The following is a 26024-nucleotide window of genomic DNA, read 5'->3' as shown; positions in this document are numbered from 1 at the left end:
TTTTTAATACGGAGCATAGCTTTTTTTATAATCCTTAGAGAATTAATTCAAACAATATCTGCTATCTTTGTGGCCTCAAAATGAAGTAGTTCTAATTCAGGGCCTTCATTATCAGTTTTAGGAACCATAGGCGAAAGCTTGAATTTGTAGAAGATGAACGTACAATTAAACACAGAACCTCTCAGCAGTTGGATTGATACTGGAGGAAAACCATTAATTATTGCCGGACCATGTAGTGCAGAAACAGAGGAGCAATACCTTGAAACTGCAAGAGCTATCGCAAAAGAAGGATATGCTCACATTCTAAGAGCCGGAGTTTGGAAACCACGTACTCGTCCGGGTAGTTTTGAAGGTGTTGGAGAGCCTGCTTTGCCTTGGTTGCAAAAAGCTAAAGAAGAAACTGGTCTTCCTACTTCATGTGAGGTTGCTACTCCTCAGCATGTTGAGCTTGCCCTTAAATATGGAGTGGATGCTCTTTGGGTTGGAGCAAGAACTACAGTAAACCCTTTCAACGTACAAGATCTTGCTGACTCATTGAAAGGAGTTGATGTACCTGTTTTCATCAAAAACCCTGTAAACCCTGATCTGGCTCTATGGGTTGGAGCTTTTGAGCGTATAGCAGGTGCAGGTATCACTAAATTAGGTGCTATTCACAGAGGTTTCTCTAATGCTCAGGAAGCTAAATACAGAAACTCTCCAATGTGGCAGATCGCGGTTGAGTTCAAGTCAATCTTCCCTGATATTCCAATGATAGGTGACCCTAGCCATATGGCTGGTAAGCGTGCCTACCTTGCTGAGCTAACTCAGAGAGCGATGGACCTTAACTATGACGGTTTGATCATTGAATCTCACAGAAATCCTGATGAAGCATGGTCTGATGCGGCTCAGCAGTTAACACCTGACGCTTTGGGCGAGATGTTAAAAGGTATCGAGTTCAGAAACGAAACTTACGGTGCTGATTTCCAGGATGAGCTTGAGCGTTTGAGAGGTCGTCTTGATAATCTTGACAGAGAGCTTCTTGAAGTAATCGCAGCCAGAATGGCGGTTGTTGAGCAACTTGGTGAGTACAAAAGAGATAATAATGTAGCAGTTCTTCAGCTTGACAGATGGAATAAAGTACACGATAGCCGTGCAGAATGGGGCAAAAGCCTTAATCTTTATAACGAAACCGTTGAAGAGTTGTTTAAGTTGATTCACATGGAGTCAATCAGAAAGCAAACAGAGGTAATGAATCAGCAACCTGCTTAATTCAAAACCAATTTTGATATTTGAAAACCCGACCAACGATGGTCGGGTTTTCTTTTTAATGTAAATCGAGACAAATTCCTATCTTTGATTAACAAAAGCAGTTCATGGCATTGTTTTGGTATTTGCCTGATCAGATTTAATGCAATTCCTAATAAATGAGTTACGCGACAACTGAAATTACAAGTGCAGAGATTGCTTCTGATAATCCTGTACACCAGAGGTTATATTTTCCATATGAAGAAGTGTCTAAAATTCTTCACGGAAACGTCCTCGAGCTTGGCTGTGGTTGGGGCCGTGGCGTAGAAAAATTAATTGAGGTATCTGATCATTACACAGGTCTTGATAAAAACGAATCGCTAATAAAGGCTCTTCAGGAAAAATACCCTGATTCTACTTTTCAAACAGCTAGTTTCCCCGATTTATCCAGATTTGAAGACAATACGTTTGACTTCGTTGTCTCATTTCAGGTTATTGAGCATATCCAGGACGACAAGAAATTTGTGGCTGAAGCTCAACGCGTACTTAAACCAGGGGGTAAAATCATTTTGACTACAGTCAACAAGAAGTTTTCACTCAGTCGAAATCCATGGCATGTAAGAGAGTATTTCACTAATGAGCTCAAAGAACTCATGGAAAAATACTTCAAAACTGTAGATACCCTGGGAGTAAGCGGCAATGACAAGGTCTGGGACTATTACGAAAAAAATAAGGTTTCTGTTCAGAAAATGATGAAATGGGATGTGCTTGATCTACAACATAAACTGCCATCATGGGTGCTGCGAATTCCATATGAGTACATGAATAGAAAGAACAGAAATAAGCTTCATGATTCTCAGGATACTCTCGCTGCCAGTATCGAATGGAAAGACTATTGTGTTTGTGTTGAGCCTGATGAGAGCCTTGATTTCTACTTTGTAGGAACCAAATAATGCACCTATACCTGCATATCCCATTTTGTAAACAGGCCTGTCATTATTGTGATTTTCACTTCTCTACTAATCTTTCAAAAAAGAAAGAACTGGTGAGTGGACTGGTCAGAGAAATTGAACTGCAAAAAGATTATCTTAAGAACAAACATCTGAACACCATCTACTTTGGTGGCGGTACACCTTCCTTACTCGATAAAGAAGAACTTTCATCGGTTTTTGAAGCTATTAACCGCTTTTACACCGTTGATTCAAAAGCAGAAGTTACCCTTGAGGCAAACCCCGACGATGTCAATGACAAGTCACTTCGCCTTTGGAAATCCCTAGGAATCAACCGATTAAGCCTTGGAATTCAAAGTTTTGACGAAGCTCAGCTTAAATACTTAAACCGTGCACATACGGCTGAACATGCAGAGTTATGTATTCAGAAGTCGTTAGATGCCGGTTTTAAGGATTTCAGTATTGACCTGATTTACGGAATCCCCCACCCAACGCATGATATTTGGAAAAAAAACCTGGAAAAGGCTTTAAGTTATTCATTTACACATCTTTCTGCCTACTGTTTGACTATTGAAGATAAAACGGTTTTCGGTCATCAATTGAAAAAAAAGCAAATGAAGCCAATAGATGAGGATTTTGCTGTTGAGCAATTTGAGATATTGCTTGGAGAAACTGGAAAGCATCAGTTTGAACAATACGAGATTTCAAATTTTACCAGAAATCATCAATACGCCAGGCATAACACGTCATACTGGAAAGGAGAACCTTACTTAGGTATCGGCCCTTCGGCTCATTCCTTTGATGGTATTAACCGTCAGTGGAATGTTTCCAATAATGCACTATATATAAAGTCGTTGGCTGAAGATAAGGTGCTATTTGAAGTGGAACAGCTTAGCAAAACAGATATTGCTAACGAATTGATAATGACTGGATTGAGAACAAAATGGGGGGTAGACTTGACTAAAGTGAGTAGCTTAATTGATGAGGATTTTAACAGAACGCTCTCTCACTATTTAGATCATCAAATGCTCCAAAAAGTGGGTGAAACTATCTTTCTCACACCACAGGGAAAACTTCAGGCTGATCGCATAGCTTCTGATTTGTTCTTTACGTAATAAAAAGCACCAGAACAAATTCTGATGCTTTCATGACAGCTAGTCTTCTGTCTTAAATCTAGGATCTTTAACCTTTGAATTAGGCTTCAGCTCCGCAAACTTCATCATACACCATCTCAAGATGCTGAGCGATCATTTCAGCCGAACGACCTTCAATGTGATGACGTTCTACAAAATGAACCAACTCCCCGTCTTTGAATAATGCAATAGAAGGCGATGAAGGAGGCATTGGAATATATTCACGCATACGCTGAGTAGCTTCTGTGTCAAAGCCAGCAAAAACCGTCACCAACTGATCTGGCCTAACAGCTGAACGCTGCAACGAACCTAACACGCCAGGGCGGCAAGTTCCTGCTGCACAACCACATACTGAGTTAATTACAATTAAGGCTGTTCCCTTTTGATCTTCAAAAAACTTATCTACATCTGCAGCTGAGGTTAACTCGCTGAAACCGGCGTCGGTTAGCTGAGCTTTCATTGGGGCTACTAATTGAGGAGAATACATATCTATCTAAATTTAAATTTGGTACTACATAAAGCCAAGCTCCAGCTTAGCTACTTCTGACATCATTTCCGTGCTGTAAGGAGGATCAAAAGTCAATTCGACAGAAACATCACTGACACCTTCGACGTCACGAACCTTCTGTTCAATTTCGCTAGGGATCTGCTCAGCTGATGGACAAGAAGGAGATGTCAATGTCATCAATATGTAAACATTATTAACGGGGAAAATTTTAACTTCATAAATTAAACCCAGTTCAAAAACATCTACGGGAATTTCGGGGTCATAAACTTCTTTTATGGCCGCTACTACTTTATCTTTTAGTTCTAATTCTGCTTCCGTCATTTTATTTTGTCGTTGCCTCTTTGCTCGTGAAAGCAAGAGCATAATTTTTCATTTGTTTTAACATGGCCACCAAACCATTTGAGCGTGTTTGTGCCAGATGACTTGCCAAGCCTACTTTATCAATAAAATACAAATCAGCTTTCATTATCTCCTCAGCAGGTTGTCCACTTAAGACTTTGGTTAGCATACTCACCAAACCTTTCACGATTATTGCCTGACTGTCTGCTTCGTAGAAGACTTTACCGCCTTCTTCATAGGCATGAAGCCAAACAACAGACTGGCAGCCCTTGATGATGTTCTCATCTTGTTTATGCTCTTCCGCTAACTCAGGCAACTTTTTGCCCAGGTCAATAATGTATTCGTATTTGCCTTCCCAATCATCAAAGAGTTCAAAATCTTCGATAATCTCGTCTTGTATTTCGTTAATGGTCATTAATACTTCTTAAATCAGCCTTAAAAAAATCACAATAAAAACCGCTTCACTTTTGCTAAGCCTTCAACAAGCAGGTCTACTTCTTCTTTTGTGTTGTAAACCGCAAATGACGCTCTGGAAGTTCCTACAATTCCAAATCGTTGCATCAGAGGTTGAGTACAATGGTGACCCGTACGAATCGCTATTCCCTGCTGATCTAACAAGACACCAATATCCTGAGGGTGAATCCCATCCATTACAAAAGAGATAACACTAACTTTTTCTCTTGCTTTACCAACAATTTTAAGTCCCTCAATAGCCTCGAGTCTATCCGTGGCGTAAGCCAAAAGCTCTTGTTCATAAGCTGAAATATTTTCAAGACCAAGTTCATTTACATATTCAAGGGCTGTTTTTAAAGCCACTACATCCGCTATATTAGGCGTGCCTGCTTCAAACTTATAAGGAATCTCATTGTAGGTAGTCTTGTCAAAGCTAACTTCCTTGATCATTTCTCCACCACCTCTCCAGGGTGGCATTTTTTCCAATAATTCTCTTTTACCGAAAAGTGCTCCCATTCCGGTAGGTCCATACAGTTTATGTGCAGAGAAGCATATAAAATCAACATCAAGACTTTGAACGTCAATTTTTATATGAGAAGTAGCCTGTGCAGCATCAATGATAGCAACGGCTCCTACGCTATGGGCTGCATCTATAATTTCTTTTACCGGATTTATTGTTCCAAGAGCATTGGAGGCATAGACGACCGAGACTATTTTGGTTTTTTCTGAAAGCATCTGATGGTATTCATCCATCAAAAGTTCACCATCATCTGAAATAGGAATAACCTTTAAAACACAACCTTTCTCTTCACAAAGCATTTGCCAGGGTACAATATTGCTATGATGCTCCATCGTACTGATGATGATCTCATCTCCTTCGCTTAAAAAAGCTCTACCGTAGGTATTGGAAATAAGGTTTATGCCGTCCGTGGTACCGTAAGTGAATATAATCTCATCAGATGAGGGTGCATTAAGAAACTCCTGAATTGACTTCCTGGAAGCTTCAAAAGCAGAAGTTGCTTTTTCCGCCAAATAGTGAATTCCCCGGTGGATGTTGGCATTATAACCGGAATAATAACCCGAAAGAGCATCAATGACAACCTGCGGCTTTTGTGTAGTGGCCGCATTATCAAAATATACCAGTGGTTTTCCGTTAACTTCCTGATGAAGAATAGGAAACTGCTCCCTAACTTTATTAATGTTTATCTGACTCAAAATTCTCGATATCGTATATGGGCAAAACAGATTTACGAACCTTTAAGTTTAGAGAAATTCTAAATAAGACTCGAAAATGGTCACAAAGTTACCATTATTTGTTTGGGAGCTAAAGTGTGAACCTTATTTTTGAAATACATTATGACTGAAAACTTTCAAAAAGAATTTATTGACAATTGCATTTACCGTCTTCAGGAAAACCTGAGCAAAATCCAGAAAACGGTAAACTTGATTGACGAAAATTTGCTTTGGCAAAGGCCGAATGAAAATAGTTTGAGTATCGGCAACCAACTCCTTCATCTTCGTGGCAATATTGAACAATATGGTGTTTCTTCTCTTGGTAATCAACCTGATCATAGAGAGAGGGATCTTGAATTTGATACAAAAGGAGGCTTTGAAAAAGATAATCTCCTGCAAAAATTGAAGGAAAGCATTGGAAAAACCATTGAAATCTGTCAATCAATCTCCGCTATAGAACTGGAGAGGGTTCGAATGGTTCAGGGGTATCGATTTTCTGGCATTGGAGTTTTAATACATGTGGTAGAACACCTCTCCTATCATACCGGTCAAATCATTTTTTACACTAAGGCTCTGACGAATCAACAAATGGGCTTTTATGATGCTGTCAACCTGAATATCAAAAACGAATGATTGAAGAACTACCTCCTTTTATTGCCTTCTTGTTTACCTTAACGACGCTTTACGCCGTTTGGCTGTTTAAGAAAGCCTTCAGACCTAATCAATCTACCTGGCTAGCCTTATTTGCCTGGCTGGCAATTCAGGCTTCTCTGGCTTACAGCGGTTTCTATCAGGATACGACCACCCTGCCTCCAAAATTTGCACTGGCGATTTTGCCTCCATTTTTATTTGTTCTGTATCTGGTCTATATAAAGAAAGATGGTAATCACTCACTGGAAAACCTTCATTGGATTCACACGGTCAGAATACCCGTTGAAATTGTGCTGTGGTTGTTGGCCAGTTATGAGACTATTCCCAAACTGATGACTTTTGAAGGTAGAAACTTTGACATTATTGCAGGCTTTACTGCCCCTTTGATCATTCTATACGGACTAAGGAAGACAATTATCGATTCACAAAGAGTATTGCTTTGGAATTTCATTGGTCTGTTTCTTTTAGCCAATATTGTAATAACCGCTATCTTATCCGCTCCGTCTCCATTTCAGAAACTGGCATTTGAAACACCAAATGTTGCGGTTTTGACTTTCCCTTTCATCTGGCTTCCATCATTCATAGTTCCTTTGGTGCTGTTTTCACACTTAATGAGCATTAAACAGTTAATGAAAAAATAGATGGTATCCCTGTTTATAAGTTTATATCTACTACTGACAATCCTGATTGGTTTTTGGGCTGCCAAAAGAGTAAAAAATTCTGAAGACTATATGATTGCCGGAAAAAATCTTCCGGCTTTCATCGTAGGGGTTACAATTTTTTCCACCTGGTTTGGCTCTGAAATGATCATGGGAGTACCAGGTTATTTTGTTCAGGAAGGAGCTCAGGCTCTTATTATAGACGCTGGTGGTGGTACTCTATGTTTGCTAATTGTTGCTTTCTTTTTCGTAAGACCAATCTATCGCTTAAATATTCTTACCGTCAATGATTTTTTCAAGATGAGATACGGTAAGAGGGTGGAAACTATCACATCCCTCATTTTAATCTTATCATATTTTAGCTGGGTGGCTTCTCAACTATTGGCACTGGCCTACATTTTTGAATCCTTGTATAACTGGCCCGTAAATATGGGTGTGGTTGTAGCAGCAGGTATTGTGGTGCTATACACTTATGTTGGTGGAATGTGGGCTGTTTCTCTTACCGATTTAATTCAGGCAGTGGTCATGGTATTGGGTCTGGGCTACATTCTCTTTGTGCTGAACCAACAAACTGAAGGTTTGTTGAAGGTGATATCCGATCAAAAAGAAGGTTTTTTCAATCTTTTTCCTGAAAGTGGATTTATCAACTGGACTAACCATTTGTATTTATGGATGATTTTTGGTTTCGGCTCCATTGTTTCTCAGGAAATCTATCAAAGAGTACTTGCGGCAAAATCAGAAAAAAAAGCTCGCAATGGAGTTTTCATCGGGGCGTTTTTCATGTTTTTCGTGGGCATAGTACCTTCTCTTATTGGATTGTTGATTTACACTATTCATCCCGAACTCATTGAAAGCAATGATGGCCAGAACCTTCTTCCGGCAATGGTAACGGAATATTTTAGTATACCTGTTCAAATTATTTTCCTGGGAGCCCTTATCTCGGCCATTTTGAGTACATCTAGTGGTGCAGTACTAGCTCCTGCAACAGTCTTTGCTGAGAATCTGATCAAAAGTAATCGGACGAATCTCACTGATCAGCAATTGCTTTTGACTACCCGTATTTCGGTTATTTTGATGGCCCTTATCTCCGGTGGATATACTTATTTCAATGACAGTATTCACTCGCTGGTTGTAAACAGTGTCACCTTAATTACCGTCTCAATGACTTTCCCGTTTATCTTAGGAATTTATTGGTCTAAGTCTTCAGTCAGCGGTGCATGGTTTGGAATCATTGGTGGAGCGACGGTTTGGTTTGGAGCCTTACTTTGGGGAACAGCGATTGAGCCAACTTTATGGGGGGTAGTTGCAAGTTTAATATGTATGGTCTCTGGCAGTCTTTTATTACCTGACAACAGCCATTTAAAATTTTTAAAAGAAACAAACAATGGTCATTCGAGAAGCCATAAAGGCTGATTTGCCGGCAATAGCCAAATTGTGGAATCATTATATTCTGAATTCCACCTATAATTACGATTACGAACCTAAGACGGCAGATTTTTTTGAGAAATGGCTAAAAGACCGTGAGGATTTAAACCTTCCGGTCTTTGTTGTGGACGTAGAAGGTGAACTCGCCGGATACGGGTACTATGGGCAATTCAGAGGACGAGACGGTTATCTCCATTCAGCGGAGCACGGTTTATATTTCGACGAAAAATTTCAGGGCAATGGTTTTGGTCGAGTACTACTGGAGCACTTAATGAAAGATGCAAAAGAAAGAGGGTTTCATACCATGGTAGCCGGAATTGACAGCTCAAACCCGGGCAGCATAATTTTTCATAAACGTATGGGCTTTGAGATGGTGGGTACCTTCAGAGAAATCGGCTTTAAAAACGGGAAATGGCTTGATTGCGTTTTTCTTCAAAAGTTTCTGTAAAGCAAAACGGCAACCCTTATGAGGTTGCCGTTTCTCCAATATGATCTTGAGGTTTAACCCAATTTTTCTTTGATTTTTTCAGCCAAAAACTCTCTGATTTGCTCAATTTTAATTTGAGAAACCACATCTTCAGCAAAAGCAAGCAGTTGAAGTCTTATAGCCTCCTGCTTAGGGATACCCCTTGACTGCATATAAAATATAGCTTCATCGTTCAGCTTACCCGTGGTGGTACCATGTGAACACTTCACATCGTCAGCCCAAATTTCCAGTTGGGGTTTCGTGTTCATAACAGCCTTGTCTGAGGTTACTACGTTTCGACAGTTCTGGTAGGCATTGGTTTTTTGGGCATCTTCCCTAACAAAGATTTTCCCATTGAAAACACCAGTCGCCTCATCCATTAAAATGCCCTTGTAAAGCTCATTTGAAACAGAGTTTGGCTTAGTATGATCAGCAACCGTATGATTGTCAATATGTTGATTGCCATTCGGCACATAAAGGCCGTACATATAGCTATCAATGTACTCTCCGTCCAATTTCAGATTTAGATTGTTGCGGATAAACCCTCCATTTAACGTAACTGTGGCAGCGTAAAAATAACTTTTGTCTTTCTGCAGCACATTTGTGGTTCCAATATGATAGGCCTCGTTGCTTTCATCCTGAACTTTATAATAGTCTACTCTCGCACTTTCAGCGACAGAAATTTCTGTCAATGTATTTACAAAGCCACTGTGTTCTCCATAGGTTCTGAAAGATTCTGCAAGTTTTACCTCAGCATTTTCGCCAACCACAATCAAATTGCGAAGAACCGAGCCCACGTTTTCCTCACGGGTATCTGAAACCATTCTCAGAATGATGGGTTGCTCCACAGTTACATTAGCCGGTACATGAACAATGATACCATCGTTAGCCATTGCGGTATTCATAGCCGAGAAAGCTTCATTTTCTTCGTCGGTATAAATACCATAATGAGTATTGAGCAGTTCAGGATTCTGTTTTTGAGCCTCCTGAAATGTCAAAATTTCAACCTTCCCTTTGGCAGATTCCAGGTCAGATAATTCCGGATGGTAGATTCCGTTCACGAAGTAAAGAACGATTCCATTAAGCTCAGGAAGATGAAAACTGTTTAAATCTTCAGCAGTGATATCACTTTTAGGGTGGAAGTTATATTCTTTCTGTGTCAGCTTTCGAACATTTGAATATTTCCACTCTTCGTGTTTTGTGGTAGGGAAACCCAGTTTCTTAAAACTCTCAATGGCCTTAAGTCTTCTTTGATTGAATGGCTCTGCAGCATGACCGTTTATTCCGGATTCAACCTCCTGAAATTCAGCCAATAATTGAGTTTGTATATTCTTTTCAGACATCTAAAATTCAATTTTTAATTAAGCAACAGACTCAGCAGCGTCCGCTTCTGCCTTTATCCAATCATAACCCTTTTCTTCAAGCTCCAAAGCAAGTTCTTTTGTACCAGACTTCACTATTCTTCCTTTGTAAAGAACATGCACGAAATCAGGAACGATGTAGTCAAGAAGTCTCTGATAGTGTGTTACCACTATAAATGATCTGTTTTGATCTTTCAATTGATTAACTCCGTCAGCCACAATTCTCAGGGCGTCGATATCCAAACCAGAATCAGTTTCATCCAGAATACCGAGAGTAGGCTCAAGCATCGCCATTTGGAAAATCTCGTTTCTCTTCTTTTCACCACCAGAAAAACCCTCGTTTAGAGAACGTCTTAACAACTGATCGTCAATTTTTACAAGTTTAGATTTTTCCTTCATCAGCTTCAGAAACTGAGCTGCATCTAAAGATTCCTCACCTCTATACTTTCTGATTTGATTCAAGGCAGTTTTTAAGAAATTTATGGTTGTTACACCCGGAATTTCTACAGGATATTGGAAAGCGAGAAAAATACCTTCCGCTGCTCTTTCTTCTGGTGCAAGATCAAGTAAATCTTTTCCCTGAAATTCAACAGAACCATCAGTGACTTCAAAATCTTCTCTTCCGGCTAAAACAGAGGCCAGGGTACTTTTTCCTGAACCATTTGGTCCCATTATGGCATGTACTTCACCCGGTTTGATCTCAAGATTTATACCTCTTAAGATTTCTTTTTCCTCTACTCTGGCATGTAAATTACTGACTGTCAGCATCGTAAACTATTTTATGGTATTCGTTTGGGCTGCAAAGGTACAAAAAATAGCAGCTTTATTTCTATTGGCTATTAAACCTTAATATCTGCTTCTATGTTCCAGCCAAGCCAAAAAAGAATTTATTCAAAAGATTTCTATTTTTGTAAACAACAGACTTCATCAACCTATTAACATGTACTTCAGGCAACTCATTTATTTCATTGGTCACTTCGGTTTTGAATGATAGAGCTTTTTCAAAAGGTTTTTTATCAATCAAAACTAATATCAAATGAATATCTACGTAGACAGTGAAATCAATCAACTGGAGCGATTAATTATACACAGCCCCGACAGCGGTTTAGGAAAGGTGGTCCCCTCCAAAGCTCAGGACTGGCTTTTTGAGGACATCGTTCATTTAAAAACAATGCGACAGAATGAGTACGATTATTATGTGCGTATTCTACTTTACTTTTTGGATCCTGATAAAATAAAAAATGTGCGTCAGGCGAAAGTTGGCTACGAGAACAGGAAGTTTTTTAACCCTGAAAAGGAAGAGTATTTCATGTCAGACAAAGTTCTTGAATTTGAGAGGTTACTGGCAGATATACTCAAGGAGAGCAGGCTTAGACGTCAGCTTATTGCAGCTGTCTCGGCTATTGAAGAATGTTCTTATCAGGAAATGCTCGATTTTGAGAAAATGGACCTGAAGGAGCTGACAAAAGTATTGATCACGGGTATTAATGCAAAAGAGGAAATGTTCTTCCCTCCTGTGCCCAATCTTATTTTCACGCGAGATATCGGTATTGTGATCAACGATCACATTTTACTCAACAGACCTGCTAAAATGGCAAGAAGCCGTGAGTCCTTACTTGCCAAGTATGTTTTCTTCAATCATCCCTACTTTGAGGATTTGAAGGGCAAAATTATTGAGGTTGAAGAAAATGAGGAACACTTTCTTTTGCCGGAAGAAGAGCAAAACTCAAGATTAGACACCCTTGAGGGCGGTGACGTAATGATGGTGGCTCCTAATCACCTTTTAATAGGAATAAGTGAACGAACCAGTCTTGAAGCAGCCCGGCAGGCGATGCGAAAGCTTTTTGATAAAAAAGTATTGACCAAGGTCTCATTGGTCAAAATACCCGCCAAAAGAGATTATATGCACATTGATACCATTTTTACTCAAATCAAGAAAAACGTTTGGGTGCTTCTGAGCTCATTGGGCAGAGCGGCTGAAAAGCAAAAGAAAGATAGAATCTGGGAAGAGCTTGGTCAAAAAGAAAAGGCGGAAAAGCTCGTTATTAAGCAGTTTTACATCGAAAACGATAAGGAAAAAGCCAAAAGCTTCGAGAATTTGGAAGACCTGCTGGATGATATTTCAAAAAATGATCTTCACTCAGATCAGGAAACTGTATTTGTGTATTCCGGCAATGGGGAATTCCCTTACGGAGCCAGAGAACAATGGACTGACTCGTGTAACCTGCTGGTAATCAAAGAAGGCGTGGCCATTGGCTATGACAGAAATGACAAAACCTCTGAGGCATTTGAAGCGGCCGGCTTTCAAATTAAACATGCTACAGATTTAGTTTGTGAATTTGAAGACGGACTTACCGACCCTGATGAGGTTGAAAATACCATAATCTTATTGCCTTCTGCTGAGCTCTCGCGGGCCAGAGGCGGTTCGCATTGCATGAGTTTACCCATCTTGAGAAAACCGGTATGAGAGAGAAACAATGTTCCGGTTCTTTGATGATGGTGCGACCAAGTGACTTCAGTTTTAACCGGCAAGCTGCAGAGACCAATGCATTCATGGAAGATATTGAGACGTCAAAAGACCCTCAAAAGAATGCCTTGCAAAACTTTGATACGTTTGTTGACCTATTGAGAAGCAATGGTATAGAAGTTCATGTTTTTGAGGATACTCCAGAACCTTTTACTCCGGATAGCATTTTTCCGAATAATTGGGTGTCATTTCATGCAGATGGTACTATTTGCCTCTACCCTATGGAAGTAGAAAACCGGCGATTGGAAAGACGACCGGAGATTATCCATCAAATCAGTCAAAACTTCAATATTTCTCAAATTCTGGATTTAAGTCCGCTCGAAAAAGGTGGCTGCTTTTTGGAAGGTACAGGAAGCTTGGTTTTAGACCGAATTAACAAAAAGGCATACGCCTGTCTATCTGCCAGAACACATGAACTGGGTATAGAAGAATGGAATAAACTCTTCCCTGAATATGAAGTAATTTCTTTTGAGGCCGTTGATCGCAATGGTTTACCCATTTATCATACGAATGTACTAATGTCAGTAGGAGAAAGACACGTAGTTATTTGTGCTGACTCTCTAAAAGAAACCAAAACACTCTTTAAAAGTTTTGAACAAGCTCAAAAAGAGGTAATTACTATCAGTTATGATCAAATGGAAAGCTTTGCCGGAAATATGCTTCAGCTAGAAAGCATGAAAGGAGAAAAACTGAACGTTATGTCTTCAAAAGCCTTTAACTCATTAAATGAAGATCAAAAAATGAGATTAACTAAACATGGCAAAATAGTTTATTCAGAACTGGATTTAATAGAGACCTTAGGAGGTGGGTCAGCCCGCTGTATGATGGCTGAAATTCATTTACCCAAAAAGTAAAATACAGAATGTTTGAGTACGAGTCTATCCACCTTTTAGTAAGGCTTTTTCTTGCTCACATTGTTTCTGACTACTTCTTACAATTTGAGGGCTGAGCTAAGGAAAAAAGTATTCTGAAGGAGAAGTCAGGTAAGTTTAAGCTGCACATTCTTTTCACCTTCTTATGTGCTTACTTCTTTTCTTTTTCACTACCAGTGGCCATAATGGTTACTATTCTCCATGCTGCAATAGATTATTTTAAAATGCATTTTGGCCAAAACAAGGTCAGGACTCTCCTACTTGATCAGTCATTACATTTAACCAGTCTTTTGGTTACAATATTCACTCAAAATTTCTTTGAATGGTCAAACAGCATCTTTTGGTTAAATATCATGAGTGTACAGTCTGTGACGCTTTTAGCTCTTATACTTTTGTTCAGTTATCCTTTTGCCATGATTCAGCATATTGTATTATATCCTGTTTCGGGTGGTAAGAATAAAACTATGGAGTATATCGGAATAGCCGAGCGTTTGTTAATCATTCTAAGTTTTGCCTTCGGTTTTTGGATCTATGTTATTCCTCTTTTTCTGGTAAAAATTGTTCTGGCCTTAGATAGCCCAAAAAGAAAATATCTGACACTAGCCACATTTTTGAGTGTGATACCAACCTTTTTGCTTTGCTTTGCATCAAAATACGCAATGGAAGCCCTTTGACGGAACTAATGTTCCTCTAGATCGTTCTTTTATTGCATTGTAATGGGGCTGACCGGTTTTGACGGCGTGAAGCCATTGCAAGTATAAGCATGTATGGAGTTGAGAGGATCTCCATTTAAAAATTCTTTCAAACAACAACTGGCAATACACAGTATGCCATGGCTGCCTAATCTAGGATAGATTACGCTAATGCCACATCCCTCCGCTGCTAACCTCTGCCGTGGCGGATCAAGGGGTGTCAACACGCAGAGGCGTTTTTCGGCGGGTTTCTAGCCGGATGATAGTATCTGAGGAACTAAGGTGAGGGCTTGCTACGCTGAACGGCATCCCAATCCCGACAAACAAGATCAGCTAAACATGTAGAAGGCTTGACAGTAGCCATGTTCGGACCAGGGTTCGAATCCCTGCAGCTCCACCAGTAAAGGTCGTAAACCAATGTTTACGACCTTTTTCATTATAGGGTATTCTAAAATTTTCGGTTTTGTAAGTCCGTAAACTTGTTCTATCTAAACAACATAAATCCCTTACTAATTGTAGAGATCATTATGACGATAACATAATTTGGTGGCTCTGAGACGAATGGTTGATCTGTCCTGAACTCCTGTAAAAGAGATTACGTATGAGTAATTTTCATTATCTACAATGTTATCTATCGGACGGGGAGTTGAATCCAAAATTGCCGTAAAAGCATCTGCTGCATATGGTCCGGAAGTTTCTTTAAAAAAAATAGAATTCGATGTACCAGTTGTATTGCTAATCCTTTCCATTTCGATTCTAGCGAAATCTGTTGCACTATTGTCGTATACATACCCGGTCAAATTCAGTAATTCGGCATTTTGAGGTAGTTGAACTGTAGCATAAGAATACCCTAAATTTGGATAAGTACCTCCTTCATAATAGACATAACTATTTACGGCCAATCCTTGAATCAACTCATAGTTCTCATTCAGATCGTGAAAGGCAAAGCCCGGAATACTAATACACCTTGTTACCTTTTTGGTCGCTTTCACCTCACCGGTTAATTCTACATCACCGTCTACCGTTAAAGCACTGGTAGGTTCGGAAGTCATAATCCCTATTCTGCCATTATCCCTATCCAGTGTCATGAGAGTATCAGCTCCAAGAGAACCAAAAGATGCGAGGCACCCACCAGTAAAGAAAAGTTTGTTTTGAATCCCGTTATTAATGAGGCCAAATCCACAAAGAAATGGATTATTTACATTTTCATTGAAAAGAAGCATTCCACTATTTTGGGTGTTGTACGTTGTTGGCCCTATCGACAAACTGGCCGAATCAGACTTTATTTTGTGTCGGTTTGAAGGGTCAATTTCGACGGCCTGACTGAAAAGTGAATTGGAAATGAATAATAGAAATAGGCTGTAGATTAGTTTTTTCATTCGTTGTTTTTGAGCCAAAACTATTCGAATCAAAAAAACGGTGCAGACTTTTTACGTAGATGGTACGTTTGACTTCGTCAATAACTCAATATGCAAACCGCTGGCTCAAGGCACCCCCATCCACTTATGCGTTTGCAAACTAATTTTCCATTGCGGGTTTTCTTTGACGTAGTCGATAATCAAGGGAAGCATTTGTTCCTGTTTGTCCCACTCGGGTTGTAGCATGAGTTGACAATTTTCACTGACTAAAGCCGCATATTTTTCAGCGAATTTGAAATCGGATTTATTGAAGATGATGACTTTCAATTCATCTGCCACCGGGAAAATACTTTCATGAGCTTCCTTGAATTTCTTTGGCGAAAAACAGACCCAGTCCCACTCACCAGTCATTGGATAAGCTCCTGAAGTTTCAATATTTGTTTGAAATCCTCTTGATTTAAGAGCAGAAGTCAATGGCCTCATGTCGTACATTAGCGGCTCCCCGCCAGTAATGACTACCATTTTCCCCGTTTGTTCTTCAGCACCAGCGACAATCTCTTCCAAAGTTTGAAATGGATGGTCTTCAGCGTTCCAACTTTCCTTGACATCACACCATACACAGCCGACATCACAGCCGCCAAGGCGAATAAAATAGGCGGCTTTACCGGAGTGAAAACCCTCTCCCTGAATGGTATAAAAGGACTCCATGATGGGAAGGTCAGTGTTCTTTGTTGTTTTTACTGTCATATCTGTCACAAAGTTAAAAGAACGGAAACAGAAAGCAGTTGGTTCTGGTTATACAAATGGTAAATTTGCCATTGCTTAGCAACCTACAATTGATGAAATCTTACTGTAATTCCCTTACCTCCTACTCCAGAAGACAAACGAATCAGGTCAGAATTGGTGACCTAATGTTAGGTTCAGATTACCCTATAAGGGTACAATCCATGACTACGATTGATACCATGGATACCGAGGGGTCAATTGAGCAAAGTATCAGAATGATAGAAAGTGGCTGTGAGCTCGTGCGGATAACCGCTCCGTCGGTCAAAGAAGCCCAAAATCTTGAAAATATAAAAAAGGGACTTAGAGCCCGTGGCTACAATACTCCTTTGGTGGCCGACATTCATTTTACGCCCAATGCCGCTGAATTGGCCGCAAGAATCGTGGAGAAGGTCAGAGTAAATCCGGGAAATTATGCGGACAAAAAGCGATTTCAGCATATTGAATATACCGATGCTTCTTATCAGGCAGAGTTAGAACGGATCAGAGAGCGTTTTTTACCTCTGGTCAAAATCTGCAAAGAATATGGCACTGCCATGCGTATTGGTACAAATCACGGTTCACTTTCTGATCGTATTTTAAGTCGATATGGTGATACACCGTTGGGTATGGTAGAGTCTGCTTTGGAGTTTTTGAAAATTTGCGAAGACGAAAAATACCATGACATCGTCATTTCCATGAAGTCTTCAAACCCTCAGGTCATGGTTCAGGCCTACCGTTTACTGGTTCAGCGTCTTGATGAGGATGGGTTAAAGCCTTACCCGCTACATTTAGGCGTAACTGAGGCCGGTGAAGGTGAAGACGGCCGTATTAAGTCTTCAATGGGTATTGGTACCCTTTTAGAGGATGGTTTGGGTGATACTGTTCGCGTTTCGCTAACTGAAGAGCCTGAATATGAGGCTCCAGTGGCGAAGTCATTGATTGATCGCTATGTTCATCGGGCTGAAAAGCAGGACAACATCACCCCTATTGACCAATATCCCATAGACCCATATGCTTACAGACGAAGGGAAACTATGGAAGTTGCGAATTTTGGTGGTCAGAATGTCCCAAGAGTAATCGCCGACTTTTCTACACAAGGCATTCAAAAAATGGAGGACCTGAAAGCCGTGGGACATTTCTATCTTCCGGCCACGGATAAATGGGCTATGAATGATCTGGGTGTAGACTATTTGTATACGGGTACAATTCCTACTCCTTTCATGCTGCCTAACGGAATTAAAGAAATTCTTGATTTTTCTTCCTGGAAAGAACATGAGGACAAACTCAATAAGATTCCATATTTCAAAATACCGGAGTTTTTAGAGGGTGATGAACGACATGCTACATTGAATATTCTTTCGGTTCAATGGCCTTCAATGACCGAAGAACTATTTAAAAAACTAAAAACGCTCAATAATGTGGTGCTACAGGTTTCTTCCTCAAACGCCCACTCTGCAGCCGAGATGCGAAGGCTTTTTGTGGAATTAATAAATAGAGACATCAAACTGCCCGTCATACTTTCTGAAGACTATACCAACTTCACAACAAGTGATTTTCAGCTTTACTCGGCCACAGATTGTGGTTCTTTATTGGTTGACGGTATGGGTGATGGGATTCAATTGTCTTTCAATGAAAACAGTACGGAAGAGCGTCAAAAGGTCGTGAACAGCACTTCTTTTGGAATATTGCAGGCGGCCAGAACACGTATAACGAAAACAGAATACATCAGCTGCCCTTCTTGTGGACGAACCCTTTTTGATCTACAGGAAACCACAGCCATGATCCGCAAGAGAACTGATCACCTGAAAGGCGTAAAAATCGGTATTATGGGTTGCATTGTGAATGGCCCGGGCGAGATGGCCGATGCTGATTATGGTTACGTGGGCATTGGAAAAGATAAGATATCGCTGTATCGCGGACAGAACGTGGTTAAACGTTCTGTGCATTCAGACAATGCGGTAGATGAACTAATTGAATTAATCAAAGAGGATGGCAACTGGATAGAGCCTGCCTCAACAGAACAAATTTTACAATCATGAGTAAACTAATGGAATACCTCCGTCTGGCACCAGTTTTCGGATACTTCGTCAGAGTTTTCAAAAAGGATAAGGATGGTAAGTACCCCACGAGCACAAACCTGAGAATGATGCATGGAATCAATAAGATTTCAATTATTATGTTCAGTATTTGTGTGCTGGTTTTGATTTATCGCTTCTTTTTCCGGGACTAATGGATATTGAAACCGTAAGAGCATACTGCATTGATAAAAAGGGAGTTACCGAAGAATTTCCATTTGGCCCTGATACGCTCGTTTTTAAAGTTATGGGCAAAATGTTTGCCTTAGTGCCTCTTGATGAAAGTGATCTACGCGTTAGCCTGAAAAACACTCCTGAAAAAAATCTGGAGCTCAGGGCCGAAAACCCTGGTATTCAAGGAGCTTATCACATGAATAAAAAACACTGGAGTATGTTTCTAATGAGGGAGGGTATTTCTTCGAATCTATTGAAAGAATGTATCGATGACTCCTATGACCTCGTGGTTTCCGGTCTCACCAAAAAACTAAAAACAGAGCTGGCAGCTCTTTGAAAATCAATTAATGAATAAAGTACTCGTTACAGTTCTCCTATTTTTAAGTTTTGCATCCATAGCTCAGGTGACCGTCGAGGGAGATAGTGTTTTAACCGACTCTTTGAAATCTGATTCAACCATTGTTAAAGAAAAGCCCGAGCCTTTGATGGTAGATTTCCCTTCTTACAAAATGACTTTCCCTGACACCTGGAAAGTTAAAAATGGTTGTATAGAAACGCAATGCACCATCAATTCGCCGCGAGACACTTTAATGAATTTTGACACCTATATTGAAAGTGTCAATTTAACGGTCAACAAACTAAATAATACAAGTTACACAGCCCTTAAATACGCAGATTACTCTATTGGCTACCTGCCCAAGGTGGTTCAGCAATTTCAGGTTTTAGAAAGAAAGAATTTAGGTCGCAATTCTTACAGAGTCACTTACAGAGGGGTTAAAAACGGTCTCAGACAAACCTGGAGACAATACTATTATGTTAGGAGTGGTAAAGTTTATATCGTAACGTTCTCTGCCGAAACTCGTAAATATGAAATCTATCAACCCTTGATAGAGCCTTATCTGGATAGTTTCACTTTCAAATAGATCTCATGGAATACCTCTTCGTTTATGGAACATTGATGCAGAAATGTACCCGAAATGAATGGTCGGCTTTTTTACTAAAAAATGCGAGATACCTCGGAGAAGCGAAGATAAGAGGCGATTTATACAAAGTGGATTACTACCCGGGTCTGATAAAAAGCGAGAATTGGGTATACGGAGAACTCTTCGAGATTCAGGATTCAAGTTATATTTTTCATTATTTGGACCAATATGAAGACTACCGACCAAATGACCCTGAAAACTCACTTTATACCCGAGAGAAAAGTGAAGTATGGCTTACTGACAATAGCGTGAAAAGTTTCAGTTCCTGGGTCTATTATTACAAAAAGCCCTTCAGGCAGTTTGAAAAATACCCGAAAGGCCGTTTTATTGAAGAGTAGCAAAAAGTCTATTGCTGCTGTTGTTGCGATTGTTTCTTAGCTTCTTCTTCTAAATGTTTGGCGATCTTTTGCCCGGCACTTTGAAGTGTTTCAATAATCACCGGATCTTGTGTAGAGTCTGAAACCATCTGAGCAAGATTGCCTATTAAATCAACCACAAAGTGATTCATTTCATCAACCGGCATGTCTTTGGTCCAAAGATTTATACCCAGCAATCCTTTGTGGTACTGATCCCAAACTCCTACTGAAATGGCCTTGGTTTCGTTAATTCCCTCATTTGGATTTTCAGTAGCATCCCAAAAAATCTTATCGGGTATGCGGTTAGCATCAAGCTCTACGGTGAAGTTTATTTCTGATTTATTCATTTCTTCAAATTTTGGGCAAAAGTAGGGATAACCTATCCAAAATCGAAGTCAAATGAGAAACAATCCGGCTTATTTCTTCCTTTTATAAGTCAAATCATAAGCAACAGTAAATTCACCTGACCCTTTTTCTGTTTCCAACTCGCTGTATTGACGAACAGTGTTTTCATTCAGTTTAAAAAAGGTCAGGGTTCCTTTCTTGCCCTTTGAATCTACATAATCGAAATGCATGGCGTTATCTTTTAATTCGCCGTTAAGAAAATGTTGTCGATCATTTTGAGATCCCTGCCAAAACTGCTCCCAGTATCCTTTATCCGAATTGTAATAATTGATGCTTTTGCCTTCATGAGTACTCACTAAAGATTGCCAATTTTCTATCATTGAACAACCTCCGGACCCGTCTTCGATTATACTATGACCAACCAAATTTGCAGTATTGGTTCGATAAACATCCCATTCGCCAATCCAGAAATCAAAAGCTCTGAAATTTTCATCGAAACGACAGGGAAAGTTTCTTTTTTCCAGTACCATCTGTAATTCCTGAAACTTTTCTGTGGGTCTGATATTGGCAAAATGTGGTTCATCTTTAAACTCTCCTAAACCATTATATCCTTTATCAACAGCTTTTTCAAGCCACATCAGAGCCGTAGCTTTCTCATTTTTAAGTGAATATATTTTGGCCAACCTTGACCATGCCGTGTAGGTCAATGTCGGTGATTTATCGTCATTCAGGACCAGGCTTTTTTTGATCAGCTCAATCCCTTTATCAAGTTCACCCGTTCGGTAATGTACATAACCATAGCGATAGGTTATCAAAGGGTCTTCAGGGAATTCATGAACCAGCTCGGCATAGAGCTTTTTAGCTTCCTCAAAATGATCTTTATAATAAAGAGAATCGGCTATTCGACGTTTATCCTGAGCAAAAGCGGCAGAGAAGACTATAAAAAAGAATATGAAGGTTTTTAGTTTGTTCATTGAAGATTTGTCGTTTTTACAAATTTCAATCAAACCCGTTTGTTGTGCTTCCCCCTTTTTGTACTAAATCAATTTGTCTTTTTCGGCAATGAGCAGTGCGTCGGTTTTGTTATTGACGTGAAGCTTTTGGTAAATATTACGAATATGCGTTTTCACGGTTTCCATGCTAATGAAGAGCTCATCAGCAATGGAATGGTAGGTCTTTCCCTTGGAGAGCAAAACCAAAACCTCCGTTTCACGTTCAGATAGGGGTGTATCATGGCTTCTTTGAAAAGATTTCACCACCAAAGAGGCGATTTTTGAGGACATTGGAGCACCACCTCTTCTCAGCTCATCCAAGGCTTTAAGCAAACCTTCAGGGTCGGTATCTTTTGTTAAATAACCCATAGCTCCTGCCACCAAAGCATCAAAAACCATTTTGCTATCTTCATGTACACTAACGACCAGAATGATAGTTTTGGGTTTAGCCTTTTTTATACGTTTGATCCCTTCTATTCCATGCATTTCCGGCATTTCAAGGTCAATAATAACCAAATCTGGCTTATCACTAGATAGTTGCTTTAAGGCAGGAGGGCATGTTCCGTAGTCATTGACGACCACATAATCGGAATGACTTTCAATGATCGTTTTAAAGCCTTCTCTCACCTCTTTATTGTCCTCAATCAGTACAACCCGGCATAGCGGCTGGTATGTGTTATAAGTATTCATTATGAATTCGATAATCGGATGCTGGTCCCTTTATTTTTCTTTGATGCAATGGTCAGTTTAGCTTGGATCTTGTCCGCCCTGTCCTTCATATTTCCAAGTCCGTAATGACCGCTAACCTCTCCTGTTTCCTCAAAGCCTATTCCGTTGTCCTTCAGTTCAATATACCAATTTTCACCGATCTTTCCGAAGCTTAAAGTCACCTTGGTGGCCTCCGAATGTTTAACCACATTGGTCATAGCCTCTTTAAAAATCATGATCAATTGCATACTCTGGCCAGACGGTAGTGTAGTCTTTTCCATTTCAGTGGTGAGTTCAGATTCGCACAAAAAATTCATCGGCGAATACTCGAAGAGTTTCTCGCCTACATCTTTGATATAAATAACAATTTCAGAAAAACGACTACTCTCAGGATTGATCGTCCAGATGAAATCTTTGGTATCAGAGTAGAGTTTACGGGCATTTTGTTGGATTTGATTTAATACAGCTTTTTCATCGGAAGGAGCCTCTTTCATTTTCAAACTTAGCACCCCGGTTTGCGTAGTGATGGAGGCCAGTCTATTGCCCACCTCATCATGAAAATCCTGCCCCAACTGCGTTCTGATTTCGTTTTCCGCTTCTTCCCTTAATTCTCTTAGTTCAATTTCTTTACGAAGCTTTTTGTTTGAAAAATACTTCTGAAGCTGATAGATAAAAAGAATAATTGCTGCGGTCATGAAAGCAATAAACCACCAGCTACCCCACCATGGAGGATTCACTCTGATATTAACCAATAAGACTTTTTGCTCATTAGTATCTAGGGAGTTCCTGAGTCTTAGCGTGTGATTCCCAATCCCAATATTGTTCAATAGCAAATCTCCACTTTCCGGTAATTGCTCCCACGAGGTTCCTTCTTCATCCCATTGGTATAAAATTTTTGCTCTGCCTGGGTTTTTCATGGCTGGCAAGCTAAACTTTAACTGCAGGCTACGTTTTTGATAGGGTAAATCCCATAAGTCAGTTTTTTGATAAGGTCCAATAGCTGTTGTATCAAAAAGAAAACCGGCGGCTTCCAAAAATGGAGGGAAAAAGTGAGGGTTGTCCTCATTTAAAGAATCAAGCAGCACAAAAAGCCCCCCCACGGAGCCTATCCAAATATTATCATGTGAATCAGCAATTAGGGAATTGGAATTCGTTTCTATTCCAAAAAAACCTTGCTCTTTAGCGTAATCCTGAGTTTTGATAATTTGATTTTCGGAAGAGAGCGTCACTCTCTGCACACCTCTTTCAGTGCCTATCCAGATATTTTGTTTGCTGTCAAGCGTTAGGCAATAAATTAGAGAAGAACTCAGACCTTGTTTTGTGTCAAAAACGTATTGCTTTTTTTCATCAAAGTCGAACATATACAACCCTGACTCCAGATCAGCCCAATAAAGTCGATGATTTAACGAATCATAGTCTGCCGACATGATATAACCGGGTTGAAGTTTTTGAGCCTCCGGGATGGAATAGACTTCTCCATCCTTCAGAAATAATAAAGAATCTCCCGTAAAAATCGCAAACTGATCGGGCTCATTCAGCTGCACAGCCCGGGTAGCCGGTTGCTCCGTAGAATACCATTTTGAAAGGCCTTCCCCTCGATAATGAAAACCGTTAAGAGCCAGATACAACTGATTTTTCCCGTTTCTGGAGAAAACCATGTCTATCACCTCGGTATCGGAGGGTAAGTTTTCAGGACTCCGTTGAAGAACAAAATTTGACTGATTATTTAATACGAATTCACCACGTCTTCTGAAATAGTAATGAGGTCGGTTTTGATCATCAAAAAGGACTCTTCTGTAACCCTCAAAATTTGTGAGCGATGAAGGGTTTATTGTTTTTACTAATTTTTGATTGTCTAAAACATAAGTGCCTTTATGGAATGAGGTGGCCCAAACCCGGCCTTCTCTGTCCTCCTCAATATTAAAGACAACGGGCTCTATATCAGAGAGATGATTATAATTATGAACGGGGACTCCCGGTAAGTGAAAAACACCTCGACCATCAGAACTGAGCCATCGCCCACCTTCCTGATCCTCAAGCATGTCACTCAAAATAATGTTGCCAATAGCTTTAGTCCATTCCTCATATTTCGGATGGAGCGTTTTGGCATCAAAACAGAAAGAATTTCTGAAATTACTTATCCATATTTCGTTTTTCAGAATATCGAAGGTGTAAAAGAAAGGAACATTAAGTTTTTCAGGTGTAGAGAAATCATTGGAAGGGCTTCTGTACATTTTCCCGTTCACACCTGCGTATAAAAAACCATCATGAAAAAGAAAATACAAAAAGCCCTCTTCCTTCGGCACAAAAGCTATTTTGAAATAGTTTTTACCCGTCCAGCGGTAGAGGTTTCCAAACATATCTGAGAAATAGAGATCGCCGTTTTCGTCTGTTTCAAAAAAGGTAAGCTCCGTTCCTTCGAGTTTTGGCAACTCTATTAATTGACCCTCTGAAAAATGGAAGTACTTTCCACCACCTTGCTTAAAGTAAAATCCTCCTTTCTGGTCAGAACAAATCTTTGTTGCCGACATCTCCGTGCTGAGCACATTTTGAATGGACAACTTATTGAGATTTAAAGCGTCAATTCCACGACCGGTAGCTAGATACAAATGATCCTCAATAATGACCATATCACTGATGTCATTGCTTTGAAGACCATCTGATTTTCGGAAAGACTTGAAGTTTTTACCATCAAAACGGCTTAGCCCCCCTCCCTTTGTGGCCATCCATACAAAACCGTTATGGTCTTGTACCATTTTGGGAACCTGAGACTGACCAATACCCTGCTGAACCCCGAAATACTCGTAATAGGGCCTTTGAGCAATAGTGGCGGCAGATAGAAGTAAGAAAAAAATGAAGTGTAAACGACACATAAACATAAAAATAGCCAAACTGTGCTGAGAAGTTTGGCTACCATTACAAAAGTACTTAGAGTCAACGGTTTATCAATCCCCCGTTTTGGGTGATCATACGCTGCCGAAAACCTTCTTTAAAAGATCTGAGGTACGAGCCAAAGGATCTTTCCTGATTTTGGCTTCCTCATCTGCAATCATCAGAAACAGGCCTTCCACAGCTTTTTGAGTAGCATAACCTTTTAAATCGGGATCAACTTTTTGAACAAAAGGAATGCTATTATATCGGGTTGCCAAATCGGTATAATACTTTGTGGCCTGAGTCTTTTCCAGGGCTTTTTCGACAACAGGCATAAAAGCACTGATCAATTCATTCGAAGTAGTTCTTTTCAAATATTGCGTTGCGGCATCTTGCTCACCCTTTAAAATACCAAGAGCATCATTAATCGTCATTTGGCGAATAGCACTGACAAAAATAGGTTTAGCTTCTTTGGCGGCCTCTTCAGCTCCACGATTAAGGGCCAGAACGAATTTATCAACCTCACTACCCAAGCCTACTCTCCGTAAAGCTGTTTCAACCTTCTGAACATCTTCCGGAAAAGGGATTTTGATTCTTGGATTTCCAAAGTATCCATTTTCAACTGATACCTGATCAGCCCCTTTATTTATCCCTACCTGAAGGGCCTCTTTAAGACCTGAGGCGATTTCTGCACTGGTAAGCCCACCACCTGAACCGAGAACAGCCTCAGCTACTTTTCCAAGGTTTATTTTTTGAGCACATGACTGAAGAAAAAAGGATGAAAAAATGATCGCAAAGAGTATTTTACGCATATCTGATGAATTAGACACAGGTTTTGTTTTAATTGGATTTGTGCCCGAATTTAGGGAAATTCGTGCCGCTTTTCTATTGAACGAAATACGAA

Annotated in this window: 28 protein-coding genes, 1 other RNA gene and 1 pseudogene; 17 read left to right on the top strand and 13 right to left on the bottom strand. The window is 40.0% G+C overall.

Annotated features, from left to right (window positions below; genetic code table 11):
- The first annotated feature begins 153 nt into the window (after positions 1 to 153).
- From AFM12_RS02585 to hemW, 3 genes are all read left to right on the top strand, one after another.
- Positions 154 to 1248 carry a chorismate mutase gene (locus tag AFM12_RS02585; protein ID WP_055143709.1) on the top strand — a complete coding sequence of 365 codons (1095 nt, stop codon included), beginning with the start codon at positions 154 to 156 and terminating at the stop codon, positions 1246 to 1248.
- A 155-nt stretch (positions 1249 to 1403) separates the two neighbouring features.
- Positions 1404 to 2177, top strand: coding sequence for a class I SAM-dependent methyltransferase (locus tag AFM12_RS02580; protein WP_055143708.1), 774 nt, complete (start codon positions 1404 to 1406; stop codon positions 2175 to 2177).
- Complete coding sequence (gene hemW / locus AFM12_RS02575; protein ID WP_055143707.1) at positions 2177 to 3289, top strand: radical SAM family heme chaperone HemW; 1113 nt, start codon at positions 2177 to 2179, stop codon at positions 3287 to 3289. Before AFM12_RS02580 ends, hemW begins: the two co-directional genes overlap by 1 nt.
- 79 nt (positions 3290 to 3368) lie before the next feature.
- Here hemW and AFM12_RS02570 read toward each other — a convergent pair whose 3' ends face one another.
- Genes AFM12_RS02570 through AFM12_RS02555 form a run of 4 tightly spaced genes read right to left on the bottom strand, consistent with a single transcriptional unit; the run spans position 3369 to position 5822 of the window.
- Positions 3369 to 3794 (bottom strand): BrxA/BrxB family bacilliredoxin, encoded by a 426-nt coding sequence (locus tag AFM12_RS02570; RefSeq protein ID WP_055143706.1) that lies wholly within the window; start codon positions 3792 to 3794, stop codon positions 3369 to 3371.
- Between the two features lie 24 nt (positions 3795 to 3818).
- Positions 3819 to 4136, bottom strand: coding sequence for an iron-sulfur cluster assembly protein (locus AFM12_RS02565; RefSeq protein ID WP_055143705.1), 318 nt, complete (start codon positions 4134 to 4136; stop codon positions 3819 to 3821).
- A gap of 1 nt (position 4137) precedes the next feature.
- Positions 4138 to 4569 carry a SufE family protein gene (locus AFM12_RS02560; protein WP_055143704.1) on the bottom strand — a complete coding sequence of 144 codons (432 nt, stop codon included), beginning with the start codon at positions 4567 to 4569 and terminating at the stop codon, positions 4138 to 4140.
- 29 nt (positions 4570 to 4598) lie between these two features.
- Positions 4599 to 5822, bottom strand: a complete 1224-nt coding sequence (locus tag AFM12_RS02555; RefSeq protein ID WP_082391162.1) for a SufS family cysteine desulfurase — start codon at positions 5820 to 5822, stop codon at positions 4599 to 4601.
- Positions 5823 to 5963: 141 nt separating this feature from the next.
- On the opposite strand from AFM12_RS02555, the gene AFM12_RS02550 reads away from it, so the two are divergent.
- The 4 genes from AFM12_RS02550 to AFM12_RS02535 all read left to right on the top strand — a co-directional run bounded on the left by AFM12_RS02550 (position 5964) and on the right by AFM12_RS02535 (position 9023).
- Positions 5964 to 6473, top strand: coding sequence for a DinB family protein (locus tag AFM12_RS02550; protein ID WP_055143702.1), 510 nt, complete (start codon positions 5964 to 5966; stop codon positions 6471 to 6473).
- Entirely contained in the window at positions 6470 to 7132 is a 663-nt protein-coding gene (locus AFM12_RS02545; RefSeq protein WP_055143701.1) for a DUF8737 domain-containing protein, read from the top strand. Before AFM12_RS02550 ends, AFM12_RS02545 begins: the two co-directional genes overlap by 4 nt.
- Before the next feature lie 90 nt (positions 7133 to 7222).
- Complete coding sequence (locus tag AFM12_RS02540) at positions 7223 to 8563, top strand: high affinity choline transporter 1 (protein WP_157687265.1); 1341 nt, start codon at positions 7223 to 7225, stop codon at positions 8561 to 8563.
- Positions 8535 to 9023: a GNAT family N-acetyltransferase gene (locus tag AFM12_RS02535; protein WP_055143699.1), complete on the top strand. Its 489-nt coding sequence runs from the start codon at positions 8535 to 8537 to the stop codon at positions 9021 to 9023. Before AFM12_RS02540 ends, AFM12_RS02535 begins: the two co-directional genes overlap by 29 nt.
- A 53-nt stretch (positions 9024 to 9076) precedes the next feature.
- Here the strand turns inward: AFM12_RS02535 and sufD are convergent, their stop codons facing one another.
- Positions 9077 to 10384 (bottom strand): Fe-S cluster assembly protein SufD, encoded by a 1308-nt coding sequence (gene sufD / locus AFM12_RS02530; RefSeq protein ID WP_055143698.1) that lies wholly within the window; start codon positions 10382 to 10384, stop codon positions 9077 to 9079.
- Between the two features lie 18 nt (positions 10385 to 10402).
- On the bottom strand, positions 10403 to 11170 hold the full coding sequence (gene sufC / locus AFM12_RS02525) for a Fe-S cluster assembly ATPase SufC (protein ID WP_055143697.1): 768 nt from the start codon (positions 11168 to 11170) through the stop codon (positions 10403 to 10405).
- 268 nt (positions 11171 to 11438) lie between these two features.
- Here sufC and AFM12_RS02520 point away from each other — a divergent pair, with 268 nt between their 5' ends.
- The 5 genes and pseudogenes from AFM12_RS02520 (at position 11439) to ssrA (ending at position 14893) form a co-directional block, all read left to right on the top strand.
- Complete coding sequence (locus AFM12_RS02520) at positions 11439 to 12869, top strand: arginine deiminase family protein (RefSeq protein WP_055143696.1); 1431 nt, start codon at positions 11439 to 11441, stop codon at positions 12867 to 12869.
- Positions 12866 to 13783 carry a citrulline utilization hydrolase CtlX gene (gene ctlX / locus AFM12_RS02515; RefSeq protein ID WP_229308449.1) on the top strand — a complete coding sequence of 306 codons (918 nt, stop codon included), beginning with the start codon at positions 12866 to 12868 and terminating at the stop codon, positions 13781 to 13783. The genes AFM12_RS02520 and ctlX overlap by 4 nt, the downstream gene beginning before the upstream one ends.
- A 110-nt stretch (positions 13784 to 13893) precedes the next feature.
- A pseudogene (locus AFM12_RS20030) lies at positions 13894 to 14118 on the top strand (DUF3307 domain-containing protein); the annotation flags it as partial.
- Positions 14119 to 14154: 36 nt separating this feature from the next.
- Positions 14155 to 14475 carry a hypothetical protein gene (locus AFM12_RS19890; RefSeq protein ID WP_229308448.1) on the top strand — a complete coding sequence of 107 codons (321 nt, stop codon included), beginning with the start codon at positions 14155 to 14157 and terminating at the stop codon, positions 14473 to 14475.
- 44 nt (positions 14476 to 14519) lie between these two features.
- Positions 14520 to 14893, top strand: a transfer-messenger RNA (tmRNA) gene (gene ssrA / locus AFM12_RS19435).
- A gap of 109 nt (positions 14894 to 15002) precedes the next feature.
- Here the strand turns inward: ssrA and AFM12_RS02505 are convergent.
- Both AFM12_RS02505 and AFM12_RS02500 read right to left on the bottom strand, forming a co-directional pair.
- Positions 15003 to 15872, bottom strand: coding sequence for a hypothetical protein (locus AFM12_RS02505; protein ID WP_055143694.1), 870 nt, complete (start codon positions 15870 to 15872; stop codon positions 15003 to 15005).
- A 105-nt stretch (positions 15873 to 15977) separates the two neighbouring features.
- The gene (locus AFM12_RS02500) at positions 15978 to 16598 is read right to left on the bottom strand and encodes a 7-carboxy-7-deazaguanine synthase QueE (RefSeq protein WP_055143693.1); all 621 of its coding nucleotides are present in this window, start codon (positions 16596 to 16598) and stop codon (positions 15978 to 15980) included.
- 92 nt (positions 16599 to 16690) lie between these two features.
- Here AFM12_RS02500 and ispG point away from each other — a divergent pair, with 92 nt between their 5' ends.
- From ispG to AFM12_RS02475, 5 genes are read left to right on the top strand one after another with little or no spacing between them, the layout of a single operon-like run.
- Positions 16691 to 18655: a (E)-4-hydroxy-3-methylbut-2-enyl-diphosphate synthase gene (gene ispG / locus AFM12_RS02495; RefSeq protein ID WP_229308447.1), complete on the top strand. Its 1965-nt coding sequence runs from the start codon at positions 16691 to 16693 to the stop codon at positions 18653 to 18655.
- Positions 18652 to 18846, top strand: coding sequence for a DUF6728 family protein (locus tag AFM12_RS02490; RefSeq protein WP_055143691.1), 195 nt, complete (start codon positions 18652 to 18654; stop codon positions 18844 to 18846). Before ispG ends, AFM12_RS02490 begins: the two co-directional genes overlap by 4 nt.
- Complete coding sequence (locus AFM12_RS02485) at positions 18846 to 19202, top strand: MmcQ/YjbR family DNA-binding protein (protein WP_055143690.1); 357 nt, start codon at positions 18846 to 18848, stop codon at positions 19200 to 19202. Before AFM12_RS02490 ends, AFM12_RS02485 begins: the two co-directional genes overlap by 1 nt.
- Before the next feature lie 10 nt (positions 19203 to 19212).
- Positions 19213 to 19788, top strand: coding sequence for a hypothetical protein (locus AFM12_RS02480; protein ID WP_055143689.1), 576 nt, complete (start codon positions 19213 to 19215; stop codon positions 19786 to 19788).
- A gap of 5 nt (positions 19789 to 19793) precedes the next feature.
- Positions 19794 to 20186, top strand: coding sequence for a gamma-glutamylcyclotransferase family protein (locus AFM12_RS02475; protein WP_055143688.1), 393 nt, complete (start codon positions 19794 to 19796; stop codon positions 20184 to 20186).
- 8 nt (positions 20187 to 20194) lie between these two features.
- On the opposite strand, the gene gldC is transcribed toward AFM12_RS02475, so the two are convergent.
- The 5 genes from gldC to AFM12_RS02450 all read right to left on the bottom strand — a co-directional run bounded on the left by gldC (position 20195) and on the right by AFM12_RS02450 (position 25932).
- A complete protein-coding gene (gene gldC / locus AFM12_RS02470; RefSeq protein ID WP_055143687.1) occupies positions 20195 to 20551 on the bottom strand; it encodes a gliding motility protein GldC in 357 nt (118 codons plus the stop codon).
- A 69-nt stretch (positions 20552 to 20620) separates the two neighbouring features.
- Positions 20621 to 21523 carry a tetratricopeptide repeat protein gene (locus AFM12_RS02465; protein ID WP_055143686.1) on the bottom strand — a complete coding sequence of 301 codons (903 nt, stop codon included), beginning with the start codon at positions 21521 to 21523 and terminating at the stop codon, positions 20621 to 20623.
- Positions 21524 to 21586: 63 nt separating this feature from the next.
- Positions 21587 to 22231, bottom strand: a complete 645-nt coding sequence (locus tag AFM12_RS02460; protein ID WP_055143685.1) for a response regulator transcription factor — start codon at positions 22229 to 22231, stop codon at positions 21587 to 21589.
- A complete protein-coding gene (locus AFM12_RS02455; protein ID WP_055143684.1) occupies positions 22231 to 25122 on the bottom strand; it encodes a ligand-binding sensor domain-containing protein in 2892 nt (963 codons plus the stop codon). Before AFM12_RS02455 ends, AFM12_RS02460 begins: the two co-directional genes overlap by 1 nt.
- Before the next feature lie 93 nt (positions 25123 to 25215).
- The gene (locus AFM12_RS02450) at positions 25216 to 25932 is read right to left on the bottom strand and encodes a DUF4197 domain-containing protein (protein ID WP_055145079.1); all 717 of its coding nucleotides are present in this window, start codon (positions 25930 to 25932) and stop codon (positions 25216 to 25218) included.
- Between the last annotated feature and the right edge of the window lie 92 nt (positions 25933 to 26024).

The organism is Jiulongibacter sediminis, assembly GCF_001306455.1.
Taxonomy (GTDB): Bacteria; Bacteroidota; Bacteroidia; order Cytophagales; family Spirosomataceae; genus Jiulongibacter; species Jiulongibacter sediminis.
The sequence above is the reverse complement of the archived record's forward strand: the minus strand, read 5'-3'. Positions and strand labels throughout refer to the sequence as shown.

Coding starts and splice junctions, on each gene's coding strand:
- AFM12_RS02550 (WP_055143702.1), top strand. CDS start 5,964: ATGACTGAAAACTTTCAAAAAGAATTTATTGACAATTGCATTTACCGT.
- sufD (WP_055143698.1), bottom strand. CDS start 10,384: ATGTCTGAAAAGAATATACAAACTCAATTATTGGCTGAATTTCAGGAG.
- sufC (WP_055143697.1), bottom strand. CDS start 11,170: ATGCTGACAGTCAGTAATTTACATGCCAGAGTAGAGGAAAAAGAAATC.
- AFM12_RS02585 (WP_055143709.1), top strand. CDS start 154: ATGAACGTACAATTAAACACAGAACCTCTCAGCAGTTGGATTGATACT.
- ctlX (WP_229308449.1), top strand. CDS start 12,866: ATGAGAGAGAAACAATGTTCCGGTTCTTTGATGATGGTGCGACCAAGT.
- AFM12_RS02560 (WP_055143704.1), bottom strand. CDS start 4,569: ATGACCATTAACGAAATACAAGACGAGATTATCGAAGATTTTGAACTC.
- AFM12_RS02545 (WP_055143701.1), top strand. CDS start 6,470: ATGATTGAAGAACTACCTCCTTTTATTGCCTTCTTGTTTACCTTAACG.
- AFM12_RS02570 (WP_055143706.1), bottom strand. CDS start 3,794: ATGTATTCTCCTCAATTAGTAGCCCCAATGAAAGCTCAGCTAACCGAC.
- AFM12_RS02535 (WP_055143699.1), top strand. CDS start 8,535: ATGGTCATTCGAGAAGCCATAAAGGCTGATTTGCCGGCAATAGCCAAA.
- AFM12_RS19890 (WP_229308448.1), top strand. CDS start 14,155: ATGAGTGTACAGTCTGTGACGCTTTTAGCTCTTATACTTTTGTTCAGT.
- AFM12_RS02480 (WP_055143689.1), top strand. CDS start 19,213: ATGAATAAAGTACTCGTTACAGTTCTCCTATTTTTAAGTTTTGCATCC.
- gldC (WP_055143687.1), bottom strand. CDS start 20,551: ATGAATAAATCAGAAATAAACTTCACCGTAGAGCTTGATGCTAACCGC.
- AFM12_RS02465 (WP_055143686.1), bottom strand. CDS start 21,523: ATGAACAAACTAAAAACCTTCATATTCTTTTTTATAGTCTTCTCTGCC.
- ispG (WP_229308447.1), top strand. CDS start 16,691: ATGAAATCTTACTGTAATTCCCTTACCTCCTACTCCAGAAGACAAACG.
- AFM12_RS02520 (WP_055143696.1), top strand. CDS start 11,439: ATGAATATCTACGTAGACAGTGAAATCAATCAACTGGAGCGATTAATT.
- AFM12_RS02475 (WP_055143688.1), top strand. CDS start 19,794: ATGGAATACCTCTTCGTTTATGGAACATTGATGCAGAAATGTACCCGA.
- AFM12_RS02500 (WP_055143693.1), bottom strand. CDS start 16,598: ATGACAGTAAAAACAACAAAGAACACTGACCTTCCCATCATGGAGTCC.
- AFM12_RS02490 (WP_055143691.1), top strand. CDS start 18,652: ATGAGTAAACTAATGGAATACCTCCGTCTGGCACCAGTTTTCGGATAC.
- AFM12_RS02580 (WP_055143708.1), top strand. CDS start 1,404: ATGAGTTACGCGACAACTGAAATTACAAGTGCAGAGATTGCTTCTGAT.
- AFM12_RS02505 (WP_055143694.1), bottom strand. CDS start 15,872: ATGAAAAAACTAATCTACAGCCTATTTCTATTATTCATTTCCAATTCA.
- AFM12_RS02540 (WP_157687265.1), top strand. CDS start 7,223: ATGATTGCCGGAAAAAATCTTCCGGCTTTCATCGTAGGGGTTACAATT.
- hemW (WP_055143707.1), top strand. CDS start 2,177: ATGCACCTATACCTGCATATCCCATTTTGTAAACAGGCCTGTCATTAT.
- AFM12_RS02565 (WP_055143705.1), bottom strand. CDS start 4,136: ATGACGGAAGCAGAATTAGAACTAAAAGATAAAGTAGTAGCGGCCATA.
- AFM12_RS02485 (WP_055143690.1), top strand. CDS start 18,846: ATGGATATTGAAACCGTAAGAGCATACTGCATTGATAAAAAGGGAGTT.
- AFM12_RS02460 (WP_055143685.1), bottom strand. CDS start 22,231: ATGAATACTTATAACACATACCAGCCGCTATGCCGGGTTGTACTGATT.
- AFM12_RS02455 (WP_055143684.1), bottom strand. CDS start 25,122: ATGTGTCGTTTACACTTCATTTTTTTCTTACTTCTATCTGCCGCCACT.
- AFM12_RS02450 (WP_055145079.1), bottom strand. CDS start 25,932: ATGCGTAAAATACTCTTTGCGATCATTTTTTCATCCTTTTTTCTTCAG.